Annotated in this window: 19 protein-coding genes and 1 pseudogene; 8 read left to right on the forward strand and 12 right to left on the reverse strand. The window is 47.5% G+C overall.

The window, feature by feature from the left end:
- From DXA74_RS11270 to DXA74_RS11290, 4 genes and pseudogenes are all read right to left on the reverse strand, one after another.
- Positions 1 to 180 (reverse strand): annotated as a pseudogene (locus tag DXA74_RS11270) (recombinase); the annotation flags it as partial.
- Between the two features lie 97 nt (positions 181 to 277).
- Positions 278 to 892, reverse strand: coding sequence for a TetR/AcrR family transcriptional regulator (locus DXA74_RS11275; protein WP_118527650.1), 615 nt, complete (start codon positions 890 to 892; stop codon positions 278 to 280).
- Positions 893 to 1,190: 298 nt separating this feature from the next.
- A complete protein-coding gene (locus tag DXA74_RS11285; RefSeq protein ID WP_147401095.1) occupies positions 1,191 to 2,564 on the reverse strand; it encodes a hypothetical protein in 1,374 nt (457 codons plus the stop codon).
- 83 nt (positions 2,565 to 2,647) lie between these two features.
- Positions 2,648 to 4,186: an energy transducer TonB gene (locus tag DXA74_RS11290; RefSeq protein WP_147401096.1), complete on the reverse strand. Its 1,539-nt coding sequence runs from the start codon at positions 4,184 to 4,186 to the stop codon at positions 2,648 to 2,650.
- Positions 4,187 to 4,442: 256 nt separating this feature from the next.
- Between DXA74_RS11290 and DXA74_RS11295 the strand changes: the two genes are divergently transcribed.
- On the forward strand, positions 4,443 to 5,192 hold the full coding sequence (locus DXA74_RS11295) for a response regulator transcription factor (protein WP_118527656.1): 750 nt from the start codon (positions 4,443 to 4,445) through the stop codon (positions 5,190 to 5,192).
- 75 nt (positions 5,193 to 5,267) lie between these two features.
- Here DXA74_RS11295 and DXA74_RS11300 read toward each other — a convergent pair whose 3' ends face one another.
- The 6 genes from DXA74_RS11300 to DXA74_RS11320 all read right to left on the reverse strand — a co-directional run bounded on the left by DXA74_RS11300 (position 5,268) and on the right by DXA74_RS11320 (position 13,985).
- Positions 5,268 to 5,990: a TetR/AcrR family transcriptional regulator gene (locus DXA74_RS11300; RefSeq protein ID WP_118527658.1), complete on the reverse strand. Its 723-nt coding sequence runs from the start codon at positions 5,988 to 5,990 to the stop codon at positions 5,268 to 5,270.
- 172 nt (positions 5,991 to 6,162) lie between these two features.
- Entirely contained in the window at positions 6,163 to 6,387 is a 225-nt protein-coding gene (locus DXA74_RS16220; RefSeq protein WP_147401097.1) for a hypothetical protein, read from the reverse strand.
- A gap of 109 nt (positions 6,388 to 6,496) precedes the next feature.
- Entirely contained in the window at positions 6,497 to 7,225 is a 729-nt protein-coding gene (pflA, locus tag DXA74_RS11305; RefSeq protein WP_118527660.1) for a pyruvate formate-lyase-activating protein, read from the reverse strand.
- 12 nt (positions 7,226 to 7,237) lie between these two features.
- Positions 7,238 to 9,478, reverse strand: coding sequence for a formate C-acetyltransferase (pflB, locus tag DXA74_RS11310; protein WP_118527732.1), 2,241 nt, complete (start codon positions 9,476 to 9,478; stop codon positions 7,238 to 7,240).
- A 402-nt stretch (positions 9,479 to 9,880) separates the two neighbouring features.
- Complete coding sequence (locus tag DXA74_RS11315; RefSeq protein WP_118527662.1) at positions 9,881 to 12,568, reverse strand: M60 family metallopeptidase; 2,688 nt, start codon at positions 12,566 to 12,568, stop codon at positions 9,881 to 9,883.
- 16 nt (positions 12,569 to 12,584) lie between these two features.
- Positions 12,585 to 13,985, reverse strand: a complete 1,401-nt coding sequence (locus tag DXA74_RS11320; RefSeq protein WP_118527664.1) for a leucine-rich repeat domain-containing protein — start codon at positions 13,983 to 13,985, stop codon at positions 12,585 to 12,587.
- 242 nt (positions 13,986 to 14,227) lie between these two features.
- Here DXA74_RS11320 and DXA74_RS11325 point away from each other — a divergent pair, with 242 nt between their 5' ends.
- The 5 genes from DXA74_RS11325 (at position 14,228) to DXA74_RS11345 (ending at position 19,664) form a co-directional block, all read left to right on the forward strand.
- The gene (locus DXA74_RS11325) at positions 14,228 to 14,656 is read left to right on the forward strand and encodes a GNAT family N-acetyltransferase (RefSeq protein WP_118527666.1); all 429 of its coding nucleotides are present in this window, start codon (positions 14,228 to 14,230) and stop codon (positions 14,654 to 14,656) included.
- A 152-nt stretch (positions 14,657 to 14,808) separates the two neighbouring features.
- Entirely contained in the window at positions 14,809 to 16,539 is a 1,731-nt protein-coding gene (gene lysS, locus DXA74_RS11330) for a lysine--tRNA ligase (RefSeq protein ID WP_118527668.1), read from the forward strand.
- Positions 16,540 to 16,549: 10 nt separating this feature from the next.
- Positions 16,550 to 17,545 (forward strand): NAD(P)H-dependent glycerol-3-phosphate dehydrogenase, encoded by a 996-nt coding sequence (locus DXA74_RS11335; RefSeq protein WP_118527670.1) that lies wholly within the window; start codon positions 16,550 to 16,552, stop codon positions 17,543 to 17,545.
- A 29-nt stretch (positions 17,546 to 17,574) separates the two neighbouring features.
- Positions 17,575 to 18,924, forward strand: a complete 1,350-nt coding sequence (locus tag DXA74_RS11340) for a glucose-6-phosphate isomerase (RefSeq protein WP_118527672.1) — start codon at positions 17,575 to 17,577, stop codon at positions 18,922 to 18,924.
- Between the two features lie 11 nt (positions 18,925 to 18,935).
- On the forward strand, positions 18,936 to 19,664 hold the full coding sequence (locus DXA74_RS11345) for an HAD-IA family hydrolase (RefSeq protein ID WP_118527674.1): 729 nt from the start codon (positions 18,936 to 18,938) through the stop codon (positions 19,662 to 19,664).
- A 69-nt stretch (positions 19,665 to 19,733) separates the two neighbouring features.
- On the opposite strand, the gene DXA74_RS11350 is transcribed toward DXA74_RS11345, so the two are convergent.
- Together DXA74_RS11350 and DXA74_RS11355 are read right to left on the reverse strand one after the other, a co-directional pair.
- On the reverse strand, positions 19,734 to 20,183 hold the full coding sequence (locus DXA74_RS11350; protein WP_118527676.1) for a DUF4488 domain-containing protein: 450 nt from the start codon (positions 20,181 to 20,183) through the stop codon (positions 19,734 to 19,736).
- A gap of 152 nt (positions 20,184 to 20,335) precedes the next feature.
- A complete protein-coding gene (locus DXA74_RS11355; protein ID WP_118527678.1) occupies positions 20,336 to 20,896 on the reverse strand; it encodes a DUF4738 domain-containing protein in 561 nt (186 codons plus the stop codon).
- A gap of 186 nt (positions 20,897 to 21,082) precedes the next feature.
- On the opposite strand from DXA74_RS11355, the gene DXA74_RS11360 reads away from it, so the two are divergent.
- Together DXA74_RS11360 and DXA74_RS11365 are read left to right on the forward strand one after the other, a co-directional pair.
- Positions 21,083 to 21,763, forward strand: a complete 681-nt coding sequence (locus DXA74_RS11360; protein WP_147401098.1) for a DUF4230 domain-containing protein — start codon at positions 21,083 to 21,085, stop codon at positions 21,761 to 21,763.
- Complete coding sequence (locus DXA74_RS11365; protein ID WP_118527682.1) at positions 21,760 to 22,383, forward strand: DUF4230 domain-containing protein; 624 nt, start codon at positions 21,760 to 21,762, stop codon at positions 22,381 to 22,383. The genes DXA74_RS11360 and DXA74_RS11365 overlap by 4 nt, the downstream gene beginning before the upstream one ends.
- The last annotated feature ends 38 nt before the right edge of the window (positions 22,384 to 22,421 follow it).

Genomic DNA, 22,421 nt, shown 5'->3' on the forward strand with positions numbered 1-22,421 from the left:
GCTGAAAGCGGCTGACGCTATGTATGCAGAGCCGTTGCCAGCCATTTCTATGCCCGTTTCTTGGGCGAGCAGCAGGGCGACAGCCTGACTGTTCGCATATTCTATCCGTATGTAGTCCGCACCGTCCCTTGCGTCTTTGTGCAGCACGATGCTTCCTCTTTGTTTCTGAACCTTATCCATGTCGCTGAATTTTGCTTCATGCTCCAAAGATAAAACAAAAACATCATATTTTGAACATTCGTTCAAAAATAGTGGAAGTTAAAAAAACAAAACTCTATCAGGCTTTAAGCAGCGAATAGATATGGCGAAAGTTTTCTGCCAGTTCTTCCACGTTCAGACCGTTCAGAAATGCTTGTTCGTATGACAGTCCTAAAAACATTTGCCGGAACATGATAGCCGTTTTCTTCACGTCCGTGTCACTCCTGATTTCTCCGCTTTCTTTTGCTTTCTGTATGACTTTCTCCCATAGTTCATAGTCTTGTCGGTAGATTTTCTCAATTTTCTGCCTGATGCCCGGATAGTACATGCGCACTTGTGACAGAAAGTGAAAGTAGTAGAAGTTAGGACTACAATCATGCGGGCTGCTATTATCGCCAATCAGTTCAACAATCCTTTTCATGGAAGCGGCTACCCCCGCCACGTATTGCCCGATGAACTCCGCCAACGTAGCGGCGGGAGCGGCAAACTTGTTTTCCGGTTCGTGCATCTGCAACACGTATTTGTCCGCCACAGCCATAAATAAATCCAGCTTGTGCGGAAAATAATAAACGATACCCGTTTTTGTCACCCCGCAGGCTTTGGCAAGCGTGATGATGCTTGCTTTCTCGTAGTTCATCCTGACAAATACTCCGAACGCTTTATCTATTACTTCTTCACGGTTAGTTATTATCATACACGTTTGTTTTTAATCGGTTACGAAGATACGGATTTTGTTTTAACCATTTGTACCCCAGTGCTTTTTTTTAGTGCAAGGTGCAAGTATATATTTATATATATAGCTTGCACCTTGCACTAACCCAAAAATATTTATTATCAGATATTTGCGAGTTTCAAAAGAAAGCCGTATCTTTGAACCCGAAAGTTAGGCAGACAAACAGCGGTCAAAGTTGGACAAGCCCAACATCTGAAAATCGTTACTGTTTCGTTACCTATTTGAAATTTTGAAAGCGAAGTAGCTGAAATATAATCGGTTAGAGTTGTAGGTTCAAAACCCGTTCTTTCTCCTTGTTCGTATTAAAGGCTCCCATAATACCTTGATCGAAATGCAGGGTTTGACCCTCGCTCAGATTATCCGTAAACATGGAGGCTGTCAGGGTGTCGCTCTGCAAGTCGTCCCACTGGTTGAAAAGGGAATGACCGTTGGCATGGCGCTTTTCATAATCGAAGTTGGTATTTATTCTCAGATAACCCGGTTTGGTAGCTACATACTCATTACTCAGCTTCACTTTCCAGTTACCGGAATGGCTGGTGCTTTCGGTCTGTGACAACGGATGGCTGCCTTCCAGGAACTGTTCCTGGCGACGGCGCATCTCTCTGTCATCCGATGTGCTGGTGTAGTCTGCCACAAAATTGTTCTTACGGACCTTGTCTTTCGACTGATAGTCCAGATCAAAAGCCGCACTGCGTGTGGTGGTCAACGAACGGGGCATGGTGGCCGGAGACCAGAATCCGCGCTCGCCGATATGACGGCTCTCATTCACATTATTCAGATTGGCCATCACGGAGTAACGCCACAAATCGGTGAAGCCCAAAAGAAAGCCACGCCCCAGCCAGCGGTCGTTCGTACCTCCGGCGGCTTCCACATTGGCTATGTACCCCTGACTGTATTCCGGTTTCAGATTCACATCCATCACAAACTTGCGGGGTTCCACATCGTAACCCAGAGCCACACTCTTGTCCGTCTGCTTGTCATAAACCTTGATGTCCTTCACCGTGTAATAAGGCAGATTCTCCATCAGGACTTTCTTGTTGCCGTGCATGAAAGTGCGCGATCCCAACATCAGTTCGTCCACCTTACGCCCGTTGACAAAGATCTCTCCGGACTGATTCATCGTTACGCCCGGAAGCTGGTCTATCAGGCTTTGCAGCATCGAACCGTCCGGAAGTTTGAAGGCATCGGCATCGTAGACGATTGTATCTCCCTTATAATACATCTTGACTTTGGTAGCCTTGACCACTACCTCGCTCATCTCCTCCTTCCATTCCTTGCGCATCATGAGGGTGGACAGACTCAGCTCACTTTTTTGCGTGGAAGGTACGGAAAAACGGCGCCACACATCCCCATAGCCAGCTCTTTTGGCACGCAGCAGGTAATGACGGCCGGCTTTTACAGAAGCCGTATAAATCTCTTTCAGAGACTTGCCGGAGGTAGAACGAATAGAGATACAGGAAGCGGAATCCACTACAACCGCACTGTCCGGAGTCAGCACGGACAACTTGACACCGCTAAGCGGCATCTTCAGGAACTCGTCTTCAATATCGACTTGAATTTTCACGGTTTGGGCTACCGCTCTTATACAGCAACAGAGCAGCAATATGCCCATCAAAAGACTTTTTTTAGTCATTGTTTTTGAGTAATATTAGTTATAGATCTCGTTTTAAACAGTTTTCTGAGTAATAAATTCTATTTTTTATAGTAACAGGAAAGTTATTTCAGCGTTATCGGAATAGAAAACTTACTCTCTACAAAAACAAAATTGGCGGATGCCGGATGCCAACGGAACTTTTCGCTCATCTTTGTCAGTGACTCGGTCACCTTTTTCTCCAAATCCGGATTCTTCGTTGAGTTTCTGACGCATGTGATCTCACTCATTCTTCCATCCTTCTTTACCACAAAAGAATAAAGTAATTTTCCGGAGGATTTCTCAGGCATAAGGGTACTCAGGTAGTTTTGAAACGCCTCCAAGCCGTCGGACGGATGAGCCGGGAGTTCCGGGTCCACATAAACCGGACGGCTGTCTGCCTCTGTTTCTTTCCGTTGACATTGATCCCATTCGGATTTACTCAGATTCAGACGCACCACACAACTGCTGGCCACCGCCTTACCATCCTGCCATGCCGGCAAAGCCTTAGGAAGGGAGGAAAACATGCGCTCCATCTCCTGCTTCACTGCCGGTGAATCGGCCTCCGGAACAACATCGGTTATTTTTCCATCCGGACCAATCGTAAAACGGACTTCCGCAGACAGAGGCTGCTCAGACGGATATCCTTCCGGCCACTTCAAAAAGTGAAGGCAAATCAATTTCACATTGTCTGCAAACTCCGGCTGATAGTCATACAGTTGGGAGTCCTCTACCGTGAAAGTGCAAACATTTCCTCCGTTTGTAGAAGGCGTATTCCGGTTCTCCGAAATTTTTTCAATAAGATATTTTCCGTCATTCTTGCCCACTTGCACGCGGAAACACACTTCTGGTGCTTGCCCGTCCTTAAAAATGTCATAAGAGACCTCAAAAGTCCGATCATCTACAGGACGGATCTTAAAACTGTCTTTCCAGAAAGCGTCAAAGTCCGATTCGCCGACCAACAGGTCATAAAAGGGCACTCCGTCCATACGCTGCATGGTTTCCCTTTTCTTATCAAAAGCCTGCAAAACCGGTTCCGCACAATAGGCCGAACGCAAATGGGACAACTCCTGTTCCAAAGTATCGGGCATCAGGATATAGGCGGACAGGTATCTTTCATAAAACGAGCGGACAAAATGCTCCGCCGTGCTTTCCTGATCCACAGGCTGGCGGGAAATCTCAAACAGGGAATCTCCATACTTCGTACCGCCCCAGAATGGAGTGACGTAAGAAATGCGGTAATTACCTTCTGTTCCGACAACACGCACCGGAATATCCGTCAGGGAACCATCCGGAGAAAAGCGCCAGGAAACAGCATACCAGTTACCGTCCAAATGACGGCAGGTCACCGACTGGGCAGCATAGGAAGTCACATCCTGAGAGCGGGTCATCAAGTTTGCATCCACCACATTGCTGGCCCGATATACCTTCGCAAGCATGGCCTTAGTGAGATATTTCTTGTTCGCATCCTCAGTGCGGTGTATGTCCTCATTCAACCAATACTCCTTGTATTGTTGTGTCAACCAAGGAATAACCCCTTCGTCCTGATCTAAATTCGTAAGGGGCTTGCTATTTGCAGCCCATGGTAGCAGCAAAAGGCCAAGTAAAGCAACACGATAATTCATACCAAAATCTTTTAATCGTTAAACAATAAGTCCTTATATTTTTTGCTCTATTCCTATAGGAACAGGTCATTAAAATAACCTTTACTAGTAGAAACATATCACAAAATGAGCCCAAAAAACAATGTAAAGCAAATATAAATGATGTTTTTTTGTTAAAAGTATACTTAAGTATACCTCAGAAGAAATATTATGAGGGATATCATTCGATGAAATAATAAAAAACATTATCTTAGCCTAAATAAAATATAGGAAGACAATGAACATACATAAATTATTTAATGAATGGAATAAAGTAACTGATACGGATCATTTTTCAGAAGAGCAAATTGCCCAACTGATCCATCTTATAAAACTGATTTTGCTGGATGAATACGAGAGTTTTTATATCATAGATTATAGCCAGAAGCGATTTGTATATGTCCATGACAATCCATTGTTCTTGTGCGGACATTCTGCCCATGAGGTTCAGGATATGGGATATAAATTTTATGACCGATACGTACACCCCGAGGATATTCCATTTCTGTTCGAAGTCAACGAGATAGGTTTCCGGAAATATCGGGAACTGTCAGAAGAAGATCGCAATAAAGACGGCTATATCTCTTATGATTTCCGCATCAAAAACGGGGACGCTTATTTTCCCGTGCGCCATACTCTGATTCCATTGATCAAGAACGAGTGTCAGGAAATTGTCTGGGCACTCTGTAAGGTTTCTCTGACCGATCAGAAGCACCCGAATATGATCATGGCCAAAGTGGGCGAAAAAGAAATATTATGGAACCGGGAAACAAAATGTTGGGACGAAATGCCAAGTCCTCAATTAAGCGAGAAAGAAAAAGAAATTGTCAGACTGTCTGTTCAAGGGTTTACAGAAAAAGAAATGTCTGAGAATTTGCAATTGTCTGAGAGTGCCATTAAAAAAAGAAAAAAAATCCTGTTCCAGAAACTACATGTAAAAAACATGTCTGAGGCCATTATCTGTTGCACCAATAAAAAACTGTTTTAACGACATACAACAATCCCCTCCTTTTAAAACCGTTTTAAAGCGGTTTTAAAAAGAGGGGATTGTGATATAGCTTCCTTATTTCATCAGACAGTACCGAATATCCTCTTCACTCATTCCCCTTTGTCTCATACGCTCCGCAATACCCTCTAATTCATCCTTGCTTGGTGAACGGGTGCCTTGCTTGTGTTCATACAGCAAGCGGGACAAAGTTCGTATCGCATTCTGAATTTTCCGTTTCCCCTCGTCTGTATTGAGATCAATCCGACAGAAAGGAGAACATTCCTTATGCAGACACAGATAATAGATTCCGCCAATCAGCAAACTGGATATGGCACTGATGTCCATTCCAGAATCCTTAAAATCCGCCTCATACTTATCCACCAGAGGGATGGTATGCAGCTCGCGGTTCATGGCCGTACGCAAGGTAACCTGATTGGTGTCTGATATCTCCCAACGCAAAAGCTCCAGCATGATGGATTTTTGGCTTAATTCATTGAGTAGATTGATCAAGAGTTCGGCATAAACTTCTTCTGTGCGAACCTGATTATTCTCCGCGCTCATCGTGTCCTTAAACCAGTAATCAAACTCACGCACAAAATGCTCAAAGAAATCTTCCTGGTTCTGATAACGGCTGTAAAAGGTAATCGGTTCAATCTTGGCGCGCTTAATGATGTCCAAAACGGTCACATTGGAGAATCTCTTTTTCAATACCAGCTCCTTGGCGGCTTTGTCAATGCAGTTTTCTATATCGGCTTTGCTTCGTCTCGGTCTCCTCGGTTTACGGTTTTCCTGTTCCATTATAAAAAGTATTATATAGGGAATATCAATCCCGTTATTACACAAATTCAGCAATCGGACAGGCTCACCCATCCAACTGAATTCAAAGTTATAAAAACAATGCTGACGAGAAAAAGAAAAGCAACTTTTATTTTGAATACATGTAAATATTTATACAACAATGCAGCGTTTTCTAGAAAAAATAGTTTTCCATCCACTCGGTCTTTTTCCGTTTTTTGGCTTCTTTACGGGCTTTATAAATTCCGGCCGCGTCCACCCCGTAGGGCGCGTTTTCCTGCTGACGGACAAAAATGCGCTTGCCCGTCTTGGGATCGACAATAGACTCCACCATCATATCCCGAGTGGTTTCCCGAAATGTCTGGCAGGAGGCCAAAAGGACAAAAACAGAACCTGCCATAAAAAACAAATTGAATAAACTGGATTTCATCATAATTTGGTTTAGTGAAACAAAAAAAGCAGACTGCATCTCATACCGAAGATACAATCTGCCATTATACTTTTATTGATTATTTCTGAACCGGAAACACGTCCTTATAGCGTTCACGGATGGTCTTGATCCGTTCTGCCGAGAGCGGTTCCACATCCTTCAGCGGATAAGGCAAGCCCAACTGCTCGTACTTGAACACACCCATCGTGTGATAAGGCAACCATTCGATTTTCTCCACCACCGGATAGCCCTTGAGATATTCCACCAGGCGGTCGAGCTGCTCGTCGTCATCGGTCAGTCCCGGCACGACCACGTGACGGATCCAAACCTTAACACCTCGCTTCTGGGCCTCGTCCAGATAGCGCAAGGCATTGCGCCCGTCGCTGCCGCATACCTTGCGGCACAGGGCCTCATCCAGCGCCTTGATGTCGAGCATCAGCAAATCGGTATAGTCCAGCACGGCCAGCGTCTGCTCATTGCAGATGGCTCCCGAAGTATCGAGCGCCGTATGCAGTCCGGCCTCGCGACACAGACGGAAATACTCGCGTGCAAACTCAGCCTGCACCAGCGGTTCGCCACCGGTCAGAGTCACACCACCGTTACGGATAAAGCTTTTGTAGCGCAACACCTCTTCAAGCAGTTCCTGAGGGGTGTACTCATACTTCACGGCACGGTTCTTGTCCCAGGTATCCGGGTTGTGACAGTACTGGCAACGCAGAGGGCATCCCTGCAGGAAGGTCACAAAACGAATTCCGGGACCGTCAACGGTCCCGAAACTCTCCAGTGAATGTATTTTTCCTTTAATCACTTGTTCAACAAATTACAAAGAGTGGTTGATGGTACGTGAAATCACGTCGAGCTGCTGCTCACGAGTCAGTTTCACGAAGTTCACCGCATAACCGGAAACACGGATGGTGAGCTGCGGATACAGTTCCGGATGCTCCATCGCGTCGATCAGCAATTCACGGTCGAACACGTTCACGTTCAGGTGCTGTCCACCCTGCGGAGTGAAGTAACCGTTCAACAGACCAACCAAGTTGTCTACCTGAATGTCGCGCTCCTTACCCAAAGTAGCCGGTGAGATACCGAAGGTGAATGAGATACCGTCGTGTGCGTGCTGGAACGGCAACTTGGCCACTGAAGCCAGAGCGGCAACAGCACCCTTCACGTCGCGTCCGTTCATTGGGTTGGCACCCGGAGCGAACGGAGTTCCGCCCTTACGTCCGTCAGGAGTAGTACCGGTCTTCTTTCCGTAAACCACGTTGCTGGTAATGGTCAGAATAGACTGGGTAGCCTCAGCGTTGCGGTAAGTCTCGTGCTGACGCAGATAGTTCATGAACTTGGTTACGATTTCCACTGCGATGCTGTCAGTACGGTCGTCGTTGTTTCCGTAAGGAACATATTCACCCTCACGCTCGAAGTCAACAGCCAGACCGCGCTCGTCGCGAATCACCTTCACCTTGCAGTCGCGGATGGCAGCCAGTGAGTCGGCCACGATAGACAGACCTGCGATACCGGTTGCGAAGATACGGTGCACGTCTCCGTCGTGGAGCGCCATCTCGTATGCCTCGTAGTTATACTTGTCGTGCATGTAGTGAATGATCTTCAAGGCGTTGGTGTAAACCTTGGCCAACCATTTCATCATCTGCTCGTATTTCTCCATTACCTCGTTGTAGTCGAGATATTCAGAAGTGATAGCCTCGAACTTAGGTGCTACCTGATCGCCGGTACGCTCGTCGCGACCACCGTTGATGGCGTAAAGCAAGCACTTGGCCAGGTTGGCACGCGCTCCGAAGAACTGCATCTGCTTACCGATCTTCATCGGAGATACGCAGCAGGCAATTCCGTAGTCATCACCGTACTCAACACGCATCAGGTCGTCGTTCTCATACTGGATGGCAGAAGTATCGATAGATACCTTGGCGCAGAACTTCTTCCAGTTTTCCGGCAACTTCTCAGCCCACAGAACAGTCAAGTTTGGTTCTGGAGCAGGGCCCAGATTGTACAGGGTGTGCAGGTAACGGAAACAGGTCTTGGTTACCAAGGTACGGCCGTCTACGCCCATACCACCCAAAGACTCGGTTACCCAAACCGGATCACCTGAGAACAGGTCGTTGTATTCCGGAGTACGCAGGAAACGAACGATACGCAGCTTGATGATCATCTGGTCTACCAGTTCCTGTGCCTCTTCCTCTGTCAGCTTGCCTTCCTTGATGTCCTTCTCGATATAGATATCCAGGAATGTAGCGGTACGACCGATAGACATGGCAGCACCGTCCTGATCCTTCACGGCAGCCAGATAAGCCAGATATACGAACTGAACAGCCTCACGAGCATCCTTGGCCGGACGGGTTACGTCGAAACCGTAAGAAGCACACATGCCTTCGAACTCCTTCAGAGCCTTGATCTGCTCGGTGATTTCCTCGCGGCGACGGATCGTCTCCTCGGTCATCTCATTTGACTCCAGACGTTTCTGGAAATCCTTCTTGTCCTCAATCAGAATGGCAGTACCGTAAAGAGCTACACGACGGTAGTCACCGATGATACGGCCACGGCCATAAGCATCCGGCAGACCGGTAATGATGGCGTCGTGACGGGCTTTCAGGATGTCCTGAGTATATGCTGAGAACACACCCTCATTGTGGGTTTTACGATATTTTGTAAAGATCTCTTTGGTCAGCGGATCCAACTGGTAGCCGTATGCCTTCAAGCTGTTCTCCACCATGCGGACTCCACCTCTCGGGAAAATGGCACGCTTCAAAGGTGCATCGGTCTGCAAACCAACGATTACCTCGTTCTCCTGGTCAATGTAACCCGGTCCGTAAGTGGAAATTGACTGCGGAAGTTTGGTCTCAGTGTCGTAAACACCGCGCTCACGCTCTACCTTGAACATCTCGGTCAACTTGTCCCATACTTTGCGAGTTTTCTCTGAAGAAGGCTTCAAGAAAGAATCATCTCCCTCGTAAGGAGTGTAGTTGTTCTGGATGAAGTCTCTTACATTGATCTCTTTCTTCCAAAGATCGCCTTTAAAGCCGGCCCAGCTTTCCTGTGTAAATTCCATAAAAATATTGATAAAAATATGATACTTCGTCTTTCTCTTTTCTCGATGCAAAGATACGTATAATTTTTCAAATATCTCATACCTAAATGTAGGTATTTTACAATAAAAAATATTATGAGGCTAAACTTGAAACAATTACAGGTTTTGCTTCTTACAAATCTAAAGAGATTTTCAATTGAAAAAAAGTCCCCTTGCCTTCTGCCACACAGAAACCGCCCGGAAATTTCATTTCGATGAAAAATGCAAATCATCAGGATGAAAGGAAACAATCATTGTGATGATTTGAAACGGTGCTCCTGCCGGCCCGGAAACGGATGCAGTGCCGCTGCGTACGCGGGTAAAGATCTTTCAAAAAAGAAGGACTTCCGGAAGCAGAAGCAAGTCCGGAAGTCCTTGAAAGTCTTATTGTTTTTCGTAACACTTGATTCGGGTACCGTCCCAACCCACAGCCATGATGTAGGCTGCCTTTTCGGAATCGGTCTCCGGCCACAATACCTGTGTGAATTTGTATCCTGCATCAGTATCTTCGCCAAGACCACCCATAGAGATGCGCAGCAGATTGCCTTCGGCATCGTAGGTCTCAAAGGCCACGGCATTCTTCCATACGTCGTGCGATACCTTGATGCGCTTGGCATCGCCGGCCGGCACTACAGTGCAGCCTTCGCCCACAGAGGCTCCTTCGAGCGGCAATTTGTCACGATAGATTTTCCAGTTACGGGCCGAAATGTAATTGATTTCGCCCTGTGGTTTCGGATATCCCTTCTGGGCTACATACTCACGCAACTCGCTGATCATGCCTTCGCTGATCTTCAGCCAGGCTGCTCCGTAGTCTTCGATAAAGGCATTGATCGGACGCAGCATACCGGCCTTTTCGAAGAAGTCCAGGAAGTCGAGACCGGTAGAATCACATACCAAACGCATGAAGCGCATCTGGTGCATACCGTTGCTCATGTTGCTGTCGTCGTCCTTGCGCAGGGCTTCAATCACCTTGCCGAATACGTTAGGAGACACCTTGGCTTCCTGACAATAAAGCTGGAGCTGCCAGAACGGAACAAGTTTTACAAAATGGTCGAAGTTACGGGTCAACACAGTGGTGTCCTGACCCAGAGTGTTTCCGGCATAGTCTTGGTTCTTGACCACCTTCTCGTTGTACTGAGAACCGTGATAGTCAGGACCGTCGGCCAGCTGCCAGCTCACACCCTTGCGCACGTTCTCCTCGAGGTAAGTGTTGAAACGTCCGCCACGCAGACCGCTGTAATCGTTCACACCACTCTGCTCTGATTCCAGACGGTGATATCCCTTGCCAAGCTTGTGCTCTACCCAAGAAGAATAGATATTGTTGGTGGTTTCGCCACAACCTACCCACTTCAATCCCGGAGTAACCTGGTTCACATGACCCAGCTCATGACCGAAGCCCCAAGGCTCAAAATTGCTTGGAGTCATCCATCCGGACAGGGAATTATCATGAGCGGCAGCTCCCACACCGTCGGCAAACATAAAGCCGCTCCAAACGACACGGGCAAACTGACGGTTCTTAGGCTCCTTGCCCAACAGACCCATGATGTCGCGCTCATAGTAGATGGTACTGTCGCTCAACAAGGCCAGCTCGACAGCATTCTCCGGACAGTACTGCTTGAAGCGGGCTGTCGGATAAGCCACCTGGATGCGTTTGGTACGCAGGTCGATGATGTCTGACTTGGCGTTCTTCAACAAATTAATCCAGTCTTCGTTGGTATCGCCGCGCTCCAGATCGAAGTAACCGTTCTCTGTAGCCATCGCAAAGTGAATCTTCACCGGAGAGGCTGTCTGGTAATTGGCGGTATAATAAGAGATGTAACCGTTACCGCGGTTCTTCGGATTGATGATATTCACACCGTTCTTGAGCGGATAAGCGCTCTCGCTCTGCGGCTCTCCTTCGTAAGCACGACCGAAATTCTTGATTTTCAGGGAAACCTCGTCCTGACCGATGCCTTCAACAAAGAGCACCAGAGGCTTGCCTGCCTCAAAATAGATACCGGTAGGATTCTCATAAGCATTATAGGTATTGACCTTCAGACGAGAAGACAAGGTTGACAACGGCTCGTAGGCATCGAACGAAGCGATGCGGTATTTTGATTCGGCATAATCCGGATTTGCCAGCACGTAGCTCACGAGCATGCGCACGTAATTGTTTTCAATCTGAGCAGCCATCTCCTCGTCCACCTCTGGTTTCAGACGGGTGCACAACGGATCCTCGAAATAGGCAGAGAACAACTGGTCCAGTTCGTGATTCCGCTCATAAAAAGCCATCTCGGCACAGCTGGCATAGTTTCCGTAACCGCTGAGCACCTCAATGCGGACTGATGACACATTGTCTACACCGTTCTCGCCCAGATCAATAGACGAAGCTGCCGATGACTGACCCAAATCCTTCTGGGCAACCAACTTGAAGTCTGTAGGATTGTCTTGGGTGGCGCAATATACATTTACCTTACCGAACACACCGTTCATACCGCCGGACTGACGGGGAGTATAAATCAGATAGTCTACGTGTGACGGAGACTTCAGATTATAGGTCAGTGTCACCGGGAACTGTGTGCCGCTGTATGGAGAATGGTAAAGAGTGGACACATTACCGTCGTAAGAACGGGAAATATCCTCGCCGGGCTGGAACTGGCTGGCTACAGCAGAACCGATCTGAAGCTGCGTGTCGCTGGGCAGTTCGTTGGCCGAAGTGTTTCCTGACTGAAGAACCACAATCTCGTGAGAGCAGGTACCGTCGGCCGAAGTGAGCGTCAGTTTTCCGGTACGGGCATCGGGCTGTCCGTTATAACCCACCAGGAAAGTCAGTTCATCGGCTCCCTGTTTTTTCACTTGCAGCATTTTCTCCGCGTCGGGCGATACCTTTACGGTATAGTCCTGATCTGTAAGCAGAGACAGGTGAGAAAGTCCCTGATTATATCCCATGGTCACGGTATCCTTATCGGTACGGATCACGGAAACATGCCCTTTGGGAACATTCAGGCGCAAGGGCTCGGCAACCTGAGCTGCCAGCGGAAAAGAAGTGAAGGCCAGCAAACAGGCCGCAAATGTTTTATATCTGTTTTTCATAATGTGTTTCAATATTTTATCTTACAAATACCTTTTTCTTGTTTACCAAATAAACTCCGGAAGGAAGATTCCAGGTGTGTGTTCCGGAAGACACCTGCTCGGTCAGCACCAAGGAACCGTCGGCACGAAGCACGGTAACCGATGTCGGACGGGCACACGCAACCGTCAGTTGCTGCTTGCCCGCAGAAATCGTGCAGTCTGCATCCTGAGTGGCATCATGCACACCGGTAGAAGAACCCACCTGAATACCGTCAATCTGCATCACGAAATCGGGATAAAGCGAAGAAGTCACGTCACAGCAGACAGCTCCCACCGGTTCATTGAAGATAAAGCCTACTCCTCCGCGGGCATTTTCATAAGAGCCTTCGGGCAGCGGATTGCCGTTCTCCTTATATTTCCAAACCACCTCCGGATTAAGCTGAGCACCCCAGGCATTGCGATACAGCAGAGAGTCCAGTTTCAAAGTCTCTCCCACCGGTACCGAAACATTCAGGTTATAGGTCTGCTGCGGTGATACCGATACGGTAAGACTGCCCGAAGGTGTCGGGAATGAATTGTAGGTCAAAGCATTGCCTGCCACAAAGAAGTTTTCCAGAGTCAGACGGGTGGCACGTGAAATGCCGACACTCTTCAGTTGGTTGTTTTCGGCAACCAGACCTTCCAGAGCCTCCTGGGCATTCAAATCCAGATTAGTCAACTGGTTGTCCGACAGCCAGAGCTGCTTCAATCCGGTATTCTGCTTCAAATCCAGTTCCTGCAATTCGTTCTTCGAAACATAAACTTCCTCAACCGAAGCAGGCAGAGTGATTGTAGAGAGTGTTCCTTCCTGAGCGATGCAGACCTTCAGATCCGAATAATTGGTTGCATTGAAACGGTTCATCTGGGTCTGTGCCAGATTGATATAGGCCAACTGAGGAGCGCTGGTCAAGGTCAGTGTAGTCAAAGGATTCTGTGCCACATTCAGGCGTTCCAGCTCCTTATTGGTCTGCAAAGACAGGCTTTTCAGCTGGTTGCGCTGGCAGGACAGTTCCTGAAGCTGAGTATTGGTGTAAAGAGAAAGCATGCTAAGGTTGTTGTCATTACAAACCAGAGTCTCCAGGTTTTTCAGGCCGGCAACATTCAGCTGGCTCAGCATATTTCCACTGCAATAAAGCTGGGTAATGGTCTGCTCACTGTTCACCTGCAATGTTTTTCCGGCAACAGGAATCTCCAGAAAGTCTCCCGTAAAACGCACTTCCTGCCGGGTAGTCTCATCGTCGTCCCACATCACCGTGGCGCGCACACCGGCATTCACAGCCAATGACAAGACCTCTCCTGTCGGTTTATCCGTAACCACAGAAAAACCATCGGCATAAAGTGGAGAGCCAAAAGCAGTCAGTAAAACTGCTGCAAAAAGATTTTTACTATAAATATTCATAACGAATTAATCATTTAGTTTTGTTTAGTAACATTCGAAAGTAAGGAAATTTAAATTAAACTCATAATCGGCAAATTGAAAGCAAACGAGATTTTGTTCTTTTTAACCAAAGAGAGACAACCTTAACGACTTCAACGCCAATTAGAACATCCTGACCGCAAAAAATAAAACCGGAAGCAGATTTGCAGAATACAGTTTTTTTTACCATATTGCCACCGCTAAAAAAACAATTGAAAAGACCCATGTACGTAAAAGAAATCACAAACCCCAACGAACAGGATATACAAAGCCTGAAAAGGCTCTTACAGACACTCAGCAGCAACTGCACCTTTTCGGACGAGAAACTGAAACAGCTGATTCAGGCGGAAGAAAGTCATCTGTATGGCTTGTACGACGAAGAATCACAGACACTTGCAGGCTGTTGCTGCCTGGGTATTTACTATAGCATCACCGGCAAAAAGGCCTGCCTCGAGGATGTGACCGTACTGCCGGAATTCCAGGGCAAGGGCGGAGGACGCATGCTGGTGGCATACGCCACCGAAGAGGCCCGCAAACTGCAGGCCGAACAGATGATGTTTACTTCTAAACCAACCCGCATTCAGGCCAACAAACTGTATCAGAAAATGGGATTCCCCCAAAAGGAAACAAACGTTTATCTGAAGAAATGGTAGGGCCAAAATCGCCGAAAAAAGCAATCAAATAACAAATAAATACATTCTGATATACATTTTTATATAGGAAATACAGCAACAAATACGAAAATCATTGCCTTGCTCGGAAAACTTTTGTATTTTTGCGATTAAATACAGAAATTGTAACGATCATGAATATTTTAGAATTAAGTGAACAGGAAATCGTAAGACGTAACAATCTGAATGAAATGCGCGCTTTGGGCATCGACCCGTATCCGGCTGCCGAATACCCAACAAACGCCTTCTCAACAGATATACGCAATGAATTCTGCGAAACCGATGAACCAAGAGAAGTATGCATCGCCGGCCGTATGATGAGCCGACGCATCATGGGTAAGGCTTCCTTCATCGAACTTCAAGACTCAAAAGGACGCATCCAGGTGTATATCACTCGCGATGATATCTGCCCGGGCGAAAACAAGGATATGTATACCACTGTCTTCAAGAAGCTGCTCGACTTGGGCGACTTTGTCGGCGTCAAGGGATTCGTATTCAAGACACAGACCGGAGAGATCAGTGTGCATGCCAAAGAACTGACCGTTCTGGCAAAAAGCATCAAGCCGCTGCCTATCGTAAAGACCAAGGACGGCGAGGTGTATGACTCTTTCGATGATCCTGAATTGAGATACAGACAGCGTTATGTGGACCTGGTGGTAAATCAGGGTGTGAAGGAAACCTTCCTGAAGAGATCCAAGATCTTCAAGTCTATGAGAGACTTCTTCGACAAGGACGGTTACACTGAGGTGGAAACTCCGATCCTGCAGTCTATCCCGGGTGGTGCCTCTGCACGTCCGTTCATCACACATCACAATGCGCTGGACATCGACCTGTATATGCGTATTGCCTGCGAGCTGTATCTGAAGAAACTGATTGTGGGCGGATTTGAGGGTGTATACGAATTCTCAAAGAATTTCCGCAACGAGGGTATGGACCGCAATCACAATCCGGAGTTCACCTGCATGGAGCTGTACGTTTCCTACAAGGATATCTACTGGATGATGGATTACACCGAAAAACTGTTGGAAAAGATTGCTCTCGACGTAAACGGTACTACTCAGGTTAAGGTGGGTGACAACATCATCGACTTCAAGGCTCCTTACAAGCGCATCACCATTCTGGACGCTATCAAGGAGAAGACAGGATATGACCTGAACGGCAAGAGCGAAGAGGAAATCCGTGAGGTTTGCAAGGCTCTGAAACTGGAAGAGGTGGACGAGACCTTCGGTAAGGGTAAGATGATTGATGAAATCTTCGGCGAATTCTGCGAAGGAACTTTCATCCAGCCTACTTTCATCACAGACTATCCTATTGAAATGTCTCCGCTGACCAAGAAGCACCGCAACAATCCGGAACTGACCGAGCGCTTTGAGCTGATGGTTAACGGTAAGGAGCTGGCAAATGCATACTCTGAGCTGAACGACCCGATCGATCAGGAGGAGCGCTTCCAGGAGCAGTTGCGCCTGAGCGAAAAGGGAGACGACGAGGCCATGTTCATCGACCAGGATTTCCTGCGCGCCCTGCAATATGGTATGCCAAACCTGGCTGGTATCGGTATCGGTATGGACCGTCTGACCATGCTGCTCACCGGACAGACTACCATTCAGGAAGTTCTGTTCTTCCCGCAAATGCGTCCGGAAAAGAAAATCCCGAAAGACGCTCCGCGTGAATATGTAGCAATCGGTGTGCCCGAAGAAATCGTTCCTGTGCTGCAAAAGGCCGGATATAATCTGGTAAATGACCTGAAAGACGGCAATCCGCAAAAGATTCAGCAGCAGATTGGCGATATCATTAAGAAATACAAATTAGAGATGAACAAGCCTTCCGTAAACGACATCGCGGAATGGGTGGAGAAACTGAAATAAAAAAAACATCATGGAGAATTGCGGAACCATAGCAATCATGGGTGGCGGTAGCTGGGCTACCGCCATAGCCAAGATGATGCTGGAGCAAAACGACTCCATTTATTGGTATATGCGACGGGACGACCGCATTGAGGAGTTCCGTCGCCTGGGCCATAACCCGGCTTATCTTACCAGTGTTCATTTCGATGTCGACCGTATCCATTTCTCTTCTGATATTAATAAGGTAGTGGAGAACTCCGATACACTGATTTTCGTCACTCCGTCGCCTTACCTGAAAAGTCATCTGAAAAAACTGAAAGTGAAACTCAGAGACAAGTTCATCGTGACGGCTATCAAAGGTATTGTACCCGATGAGAATCTGGTTTGCTCAGAATATTTCCATCAGGTATATAATGTGCCCGACGAGAATCTGGCCGTGCTCGGAGGACCGAGCCACGCGGAAGAGGTGGCGATGGACCGACTCACCTATCTGACAATCGGCTGCTCGGACCTGAAAAAGGCGCAGTGTTTTGCCGACATGATGGCCAGTCAGTACGTAAAGACCAAGATCAGTGCCGACGTGATTGGTATTGAATACGCCTCGGTACTGAAGAATGTCTATGCCATCGCTTCGGGTATCTGCAACGGACTGAAGTATGGCGACAATTTCCAGGCGGTGCTGATTGCCAATGCCGTGCAGGAAATGAAACGCTTTCTCAAGACTGTGCACCCCATTGAACGAAGCCTGATTGACTCCGTTTATCTGGGTGACTTGCTCGTGACCGGCTATTCCAACTTCAGCCGCAACCGGGTATTCGGAACTATGATTGGAAAAGGATATAGTGTGAAAAGCGCACAAATCGAAATGGAAATGATAGCAGAGGGTTATTATGGAACCAAGTGCATGAAGGACCTGAACCGCCATCTGCACGTGAATATGCCTATATTGGACGCGGTCTATAATATATTATACGAGCGCATTTCCCCTAGTATTGAGATTAAACTGTTAACAGATTCATTCAGATAACAATATACTTATTTTAAAGTGTAAGAAATATGAAAAATATTCAATTAGACATCACAAAAGCAACTCAGTTTCTGAGCAACGATGCAATTGCAGCATTCGAACCACAGGTTAAGGCAGCACAAGAAGCTCTTGAGAATGGAACTTGTCCGGGAAACGATTTTCTGGGATGGTTGCACTTACCTTCTTCCATTACCAAGGAGTTTATCAATGAGCTGAACGCTACCGCTCAGGTAATCCGTGAGAATTGCGACGTGGTGGTTGTGGCAGGTATCGGCGGCAGCTATCTGGGCGCAAGAGCCGTAATCGAGGCTCTGAGCAACAGCTTCCAGTGGTTGCTGAACGACAAGAAGAACCCTGTCATCTTGTTTGCAGGTAACAACATCGGTGAGGACTATCTGGCAGAATTGAGCGACTATCTGAAGGACAAGAAATTCGGTGTCATCAACATCTCCAAGAGTGGTACTACTACCGAAACCGCTTTGGCGTTCCGTCTGTTGAAGAAGCAGTGTGAAGACCAGAGAGGAAAAGAAGAGGCCAAGAAGGTCATCGTGGCGATTACAGACGCCAAGAAGGGTGCCGCACGCACTACAGCCGACAAAGAGGGTTACAAGAGCTTCATCATCCCGGACAACGTGGGTGGACGTTTCTCTGTACTGACTCCGGTAGGTTTGCTGCCGATTGCCATTGCCGGATTCGACATTGAGCAGCTGGTTGCCGGTGCTGCCGATATGGAAAAGGCTACCGCTCCTGAAGTTCCATTCCTGGAGAACCCTTCAGCCGTTTATGCAGCTTGCAGAAATGCCCTGTATCAGAGCGGCAAGAAGATTGAGATATTGGTGAACTACCAGCCTAAGCTGCACTTCATGAACGAATGGTGGAAGCAGCTGTACGGCGAATCTGAAGGAAAAGACGGCAAGGGCATCTTCCCGGCAGCTGTTGATTTCACTACCGACCTGCACTCTATGGGTCAGTGGATTCAGGAAGGCGAGCGCACCATCTTCGAAACAGTTATCAGCATTGAGTCATCAAAGCACACTCTGCTCTTCCCGAGCGACGAAGAGAATCTGGACGGTCTGAACTTCCTGGCCGGAAAGAGAATCGACGAAGTGAACAAGATGGCCGAGCTGGGTACTCAGCTGGCTCACGTAGACGGTGGCGTGCCTAACATGCGTCTGTCTGTACCGGTTCTGAATGAATACTATCTGGGACAGATCATCTACTTCTTCGAGAAGGCTTGCGGTATCAGCGGAAACCTGCTGGGTGTAAACACCTTCAACCAGCCGGGTGTAGAGGCATACAAGAAGAACATGTTTGCCCTGCTGAACAAACCGGGCTACGAGAAGGAAAGCGAAGCTATCCAGGCAAGACTGAACAAATAATCAAGATAACCATGTTCGAAAAAGAGAGAGAACAATATCTTACCTCCAACGGCTTTGAGACTACCCGTCTCAAAGCCGTCTTATTTGATATGGACGGAGTGCTCTTTGACTCGATGCCGAATCACGCATACGCCTGGAGCCACGCCATGACACAGTTCGGACTCAAGATGAGTCCGGAGGAGGCTTATATGCACGAAGGAAGAACCGGAAACGGTACCATCAACCTGCTGACCCAAAAATACTGGGGACGCGATGCCACCGAAGAGGAACTGGATGAAATCTATCAGGCCAAGGCAGATGTGTTCAACATGCGTGAGGAAGCTCCCGAAATGCCGGGCGCCAAAGACATGCTGTATGCCGTGAAAGAGGCAGGATGCCAACCGGTGCTGGTTACCGGTTCGGGACAGCTCTCGCTGATAGACCGTCTGAACAAACATTTTCCGGGCATCTTTACCAAAGACAAGATGGTGACGAGCTTTGACGTGAAATATGGCAAGCCTAATCCCGAGCCTTACCTTATGGGCCTGAAAAAGGCTGGTGTGGAACCTTGGGAAGGTATTGTCGTAGAAAATGCCCCACTGGGTGTAGAAGCCGGTGTGGCTGCCAAGATATTTACCATTGCCGTAAATACCGGTCCCCTGCCCGACCAGGTACTTCTGGATGCCGGTGCCAACCTTCTGTTTCATTCCATGCAGGAATTGAGAGACAACTGGGAAGAAATTCACCGCACCTTTATCTAAAACAAAAAAATCAGGCAAGAATCCTTGCCTGATTTTTTGTTATGTATCTGTTTTAAAAACTGACTGATCTTATTTTCTGGACGGCATCGATACGCGCTCCCACACTTCCTGGCAGTTCATTTTCTCTCCATTCTCGTCTACGATCTGGAAAGTGATTACCATAAGATTCTCGTTCAGGAACTCATATTTCATCAGATTATCCACTCCGTCCATGGCAGAAGAAACCAGCAATTTCTTGATGTGCTCCACATAACTGCTGTCCGATTTCTTCTCATACGTACCTTCCATGGTCAGGAACACGTCTCCTTCTTTGGAAATCATCAGGTTGGTCAATGCACCACCCGGGCTGAAAACCTTTAGATACGGAGCACGTTTGATCTCCGGAGATGAATCCAGCATTCCGTCTATCATGTTGCATAGCTGCCATGTACCCACCAAATCTGCTTTCTTCACAGACTGCGCCGAAATTGTAGTTGCGCCCAAAATGAAGGCAAACAACATTAAAAATTTCTTCATCATGTCTTTCCTGTTTTAAAGTTAATACTTGGGTTAACTGTTCGAAAGTTACGAAAAAAATATTATAAAAAAAATATTCTTGCAGAAACTTTTCCAAAAAAAACAGAAAGATGAGAAAGCTCCTTTAAAGAGGATAAAAGGCATGCTTCCGAGCGTTACTCAGCAGAGGTGGTATCGAGCGTTTCCACCACATTGTCGAGCACCAGATCCTTGGCCACGTCATAGCTTCCGTCAGGACGCAAGGTGATGACCAGCGGTATGTAAAGGTCTGACATCGGGTAGCTTACACTCACGGCAAAACACAGGTTGCCGTCCTTCACCTTGTCAAAAGCCATGCCTTCCAGAATGGCGTGCTCATAGAAATCACGCTCCATGTATTCCTTAAACGAACGCTTGTAAAATGTTTTCTGGAACAGCTGACGGTCGCCCTGGTTCACAGTCAGGGTAATCACATTGTCGGCATACTTCGTTCCGGCATCATCGGTCACCAGCGGCAGGGAATCTACCGAATGGCGATCCACCTGATAGGTTACCGAACGGCTGCCCCACTTTATCTGGTCCGAATAATGGTATTTGTTCATTTTCTGCACGGCACTGGCCGTGTCTTTCGAATAAATTCTGGTTTCGGCATCGCTCCCGGCAGCCTTTTTCTCGTCACCACATGCCGAAAAAAGTCCGAGCAGCAAACCGCACATTATTGCTGTATGTAACTTCATGTTTTTAATTTTTATAGAACAAAGGAACAAAAAAAGACCAAAACCACAAAACAGATTCTCCGTTCATTGAAAATATGAGGCCTGCATTTACAAAAAATAACATAGAAAAGTGCACTTGCCTGCACGAAATGAAACAAATAAAATAAAATCATTGTATCTTTGGTAAAACGTTATCTAGAAACCGATATGAAAAAGAGATATCTTTTGTTTGCGGGGCTGGCCGTGCTGCTTTCGGCCAGCGCATGCCGGCAGGAAACGGCCGGACAAGCAGAAAGCGCCATCGAGCAAGCGGACTCGGCCACCGTGGTTCTGCGGCTCCAGCAATGCTCGCGAATCTACTCCACCGAATACAAGATTCACAAAATCATCACCAACCGGGACCAGATGAAACTGGAAGGAAACATCATCAACCGGAAGGTGGACATGCCCATCCCCAGCGGAACACGCAAAATAGCCATTCCCATTGATGTGGTGATTAAAGGATATACGGATCTGTCCCAGATCAGCGAGAAGAACATCAAGGTGGAAGGCAAAAAGATTTCCATCATCCTGCCCGACCCGCAGTTTGCCGTTACGGCCGTGAAGATAGACCGCAAGAACATAGCCCAGACGGCCGAACTCATGCGCAGCCGCTATCAGGAGCAGGACATCAACCGGCTGACCCGTCAGGGTGTCAACAGCCTGCACAAGGATCTGCCGTGGAACGAGTTTCTGGAAACAGCCCGAAGCAATGCGGCCTACACGTTGTTTCCCATCCTGCAGGCTATGGGCTTTAAGGAGATTCACATTCAATACAGAGACAATCTGAAGGAAGATTCCAAAGAGTCTTTGCTGCTTTTTAAAACAATTGAAGAGAGAAAGTCATGAAAAAGAAAATCATATTCACCCTGATTCTGGTCGTTGTGGCGGCCGGACTGCTCTTTTGGGCGGGCAGCAAAGTGAAGCAAGCCCTGGATAACGGCGGACTGGTGAACCTTTCGCTGACCACACAGCAGGATATTGACCAAACACCGATAGAGATCAACAGCATACGCCGCATCGGACAATGGGAGTTTCTTTCCATCAAGACCGAAGAACTGGTGGACTCGGTGAAAAAGGGATTTTTCTTCGACGACCGCATCGTGTGCATCTATCGGGGCACCCTGTCGCTGGGCATTGATATGGAGAAATGCGACAGTACCTGGATTTCCGCACAGAAAGGAGACAGCATTGCCCTCCGGCTGCCCGCAGTGGGACTGCTCGACCAGAATTTCATCAACGAGGCCGAGACCAATGTGTTTTTTGAAGAAGGAAACTGGAACGAAAAGGAAAAGGAAGAGCTCTATCAGAAAGCCAGACGGAAAATGCTGCAACGTGCCTACTCCAAGGAAAACCGCCTGACAGCAGAGCAGCAGGCCCGCATCCAGATTACGCAGCTGATGAACTCCATGGGATTCAGTCATGTGAGCATTTCGTTTGAAGGAAACACTTCCGGAAAGAAAAAATAAGAGCGTTTCTCCAGGCAGAAACGCCGCTGCAAACCATA

This window comes from Bacteroides sp. OF04-15BH (assembly GCF_003477995.1).
Classification (GTDB): domain Bacteria; phylum Bacteroidota; class Bacteroidia; order Bacteroidales; family Bacteroidaceae; genus Paraprevotella.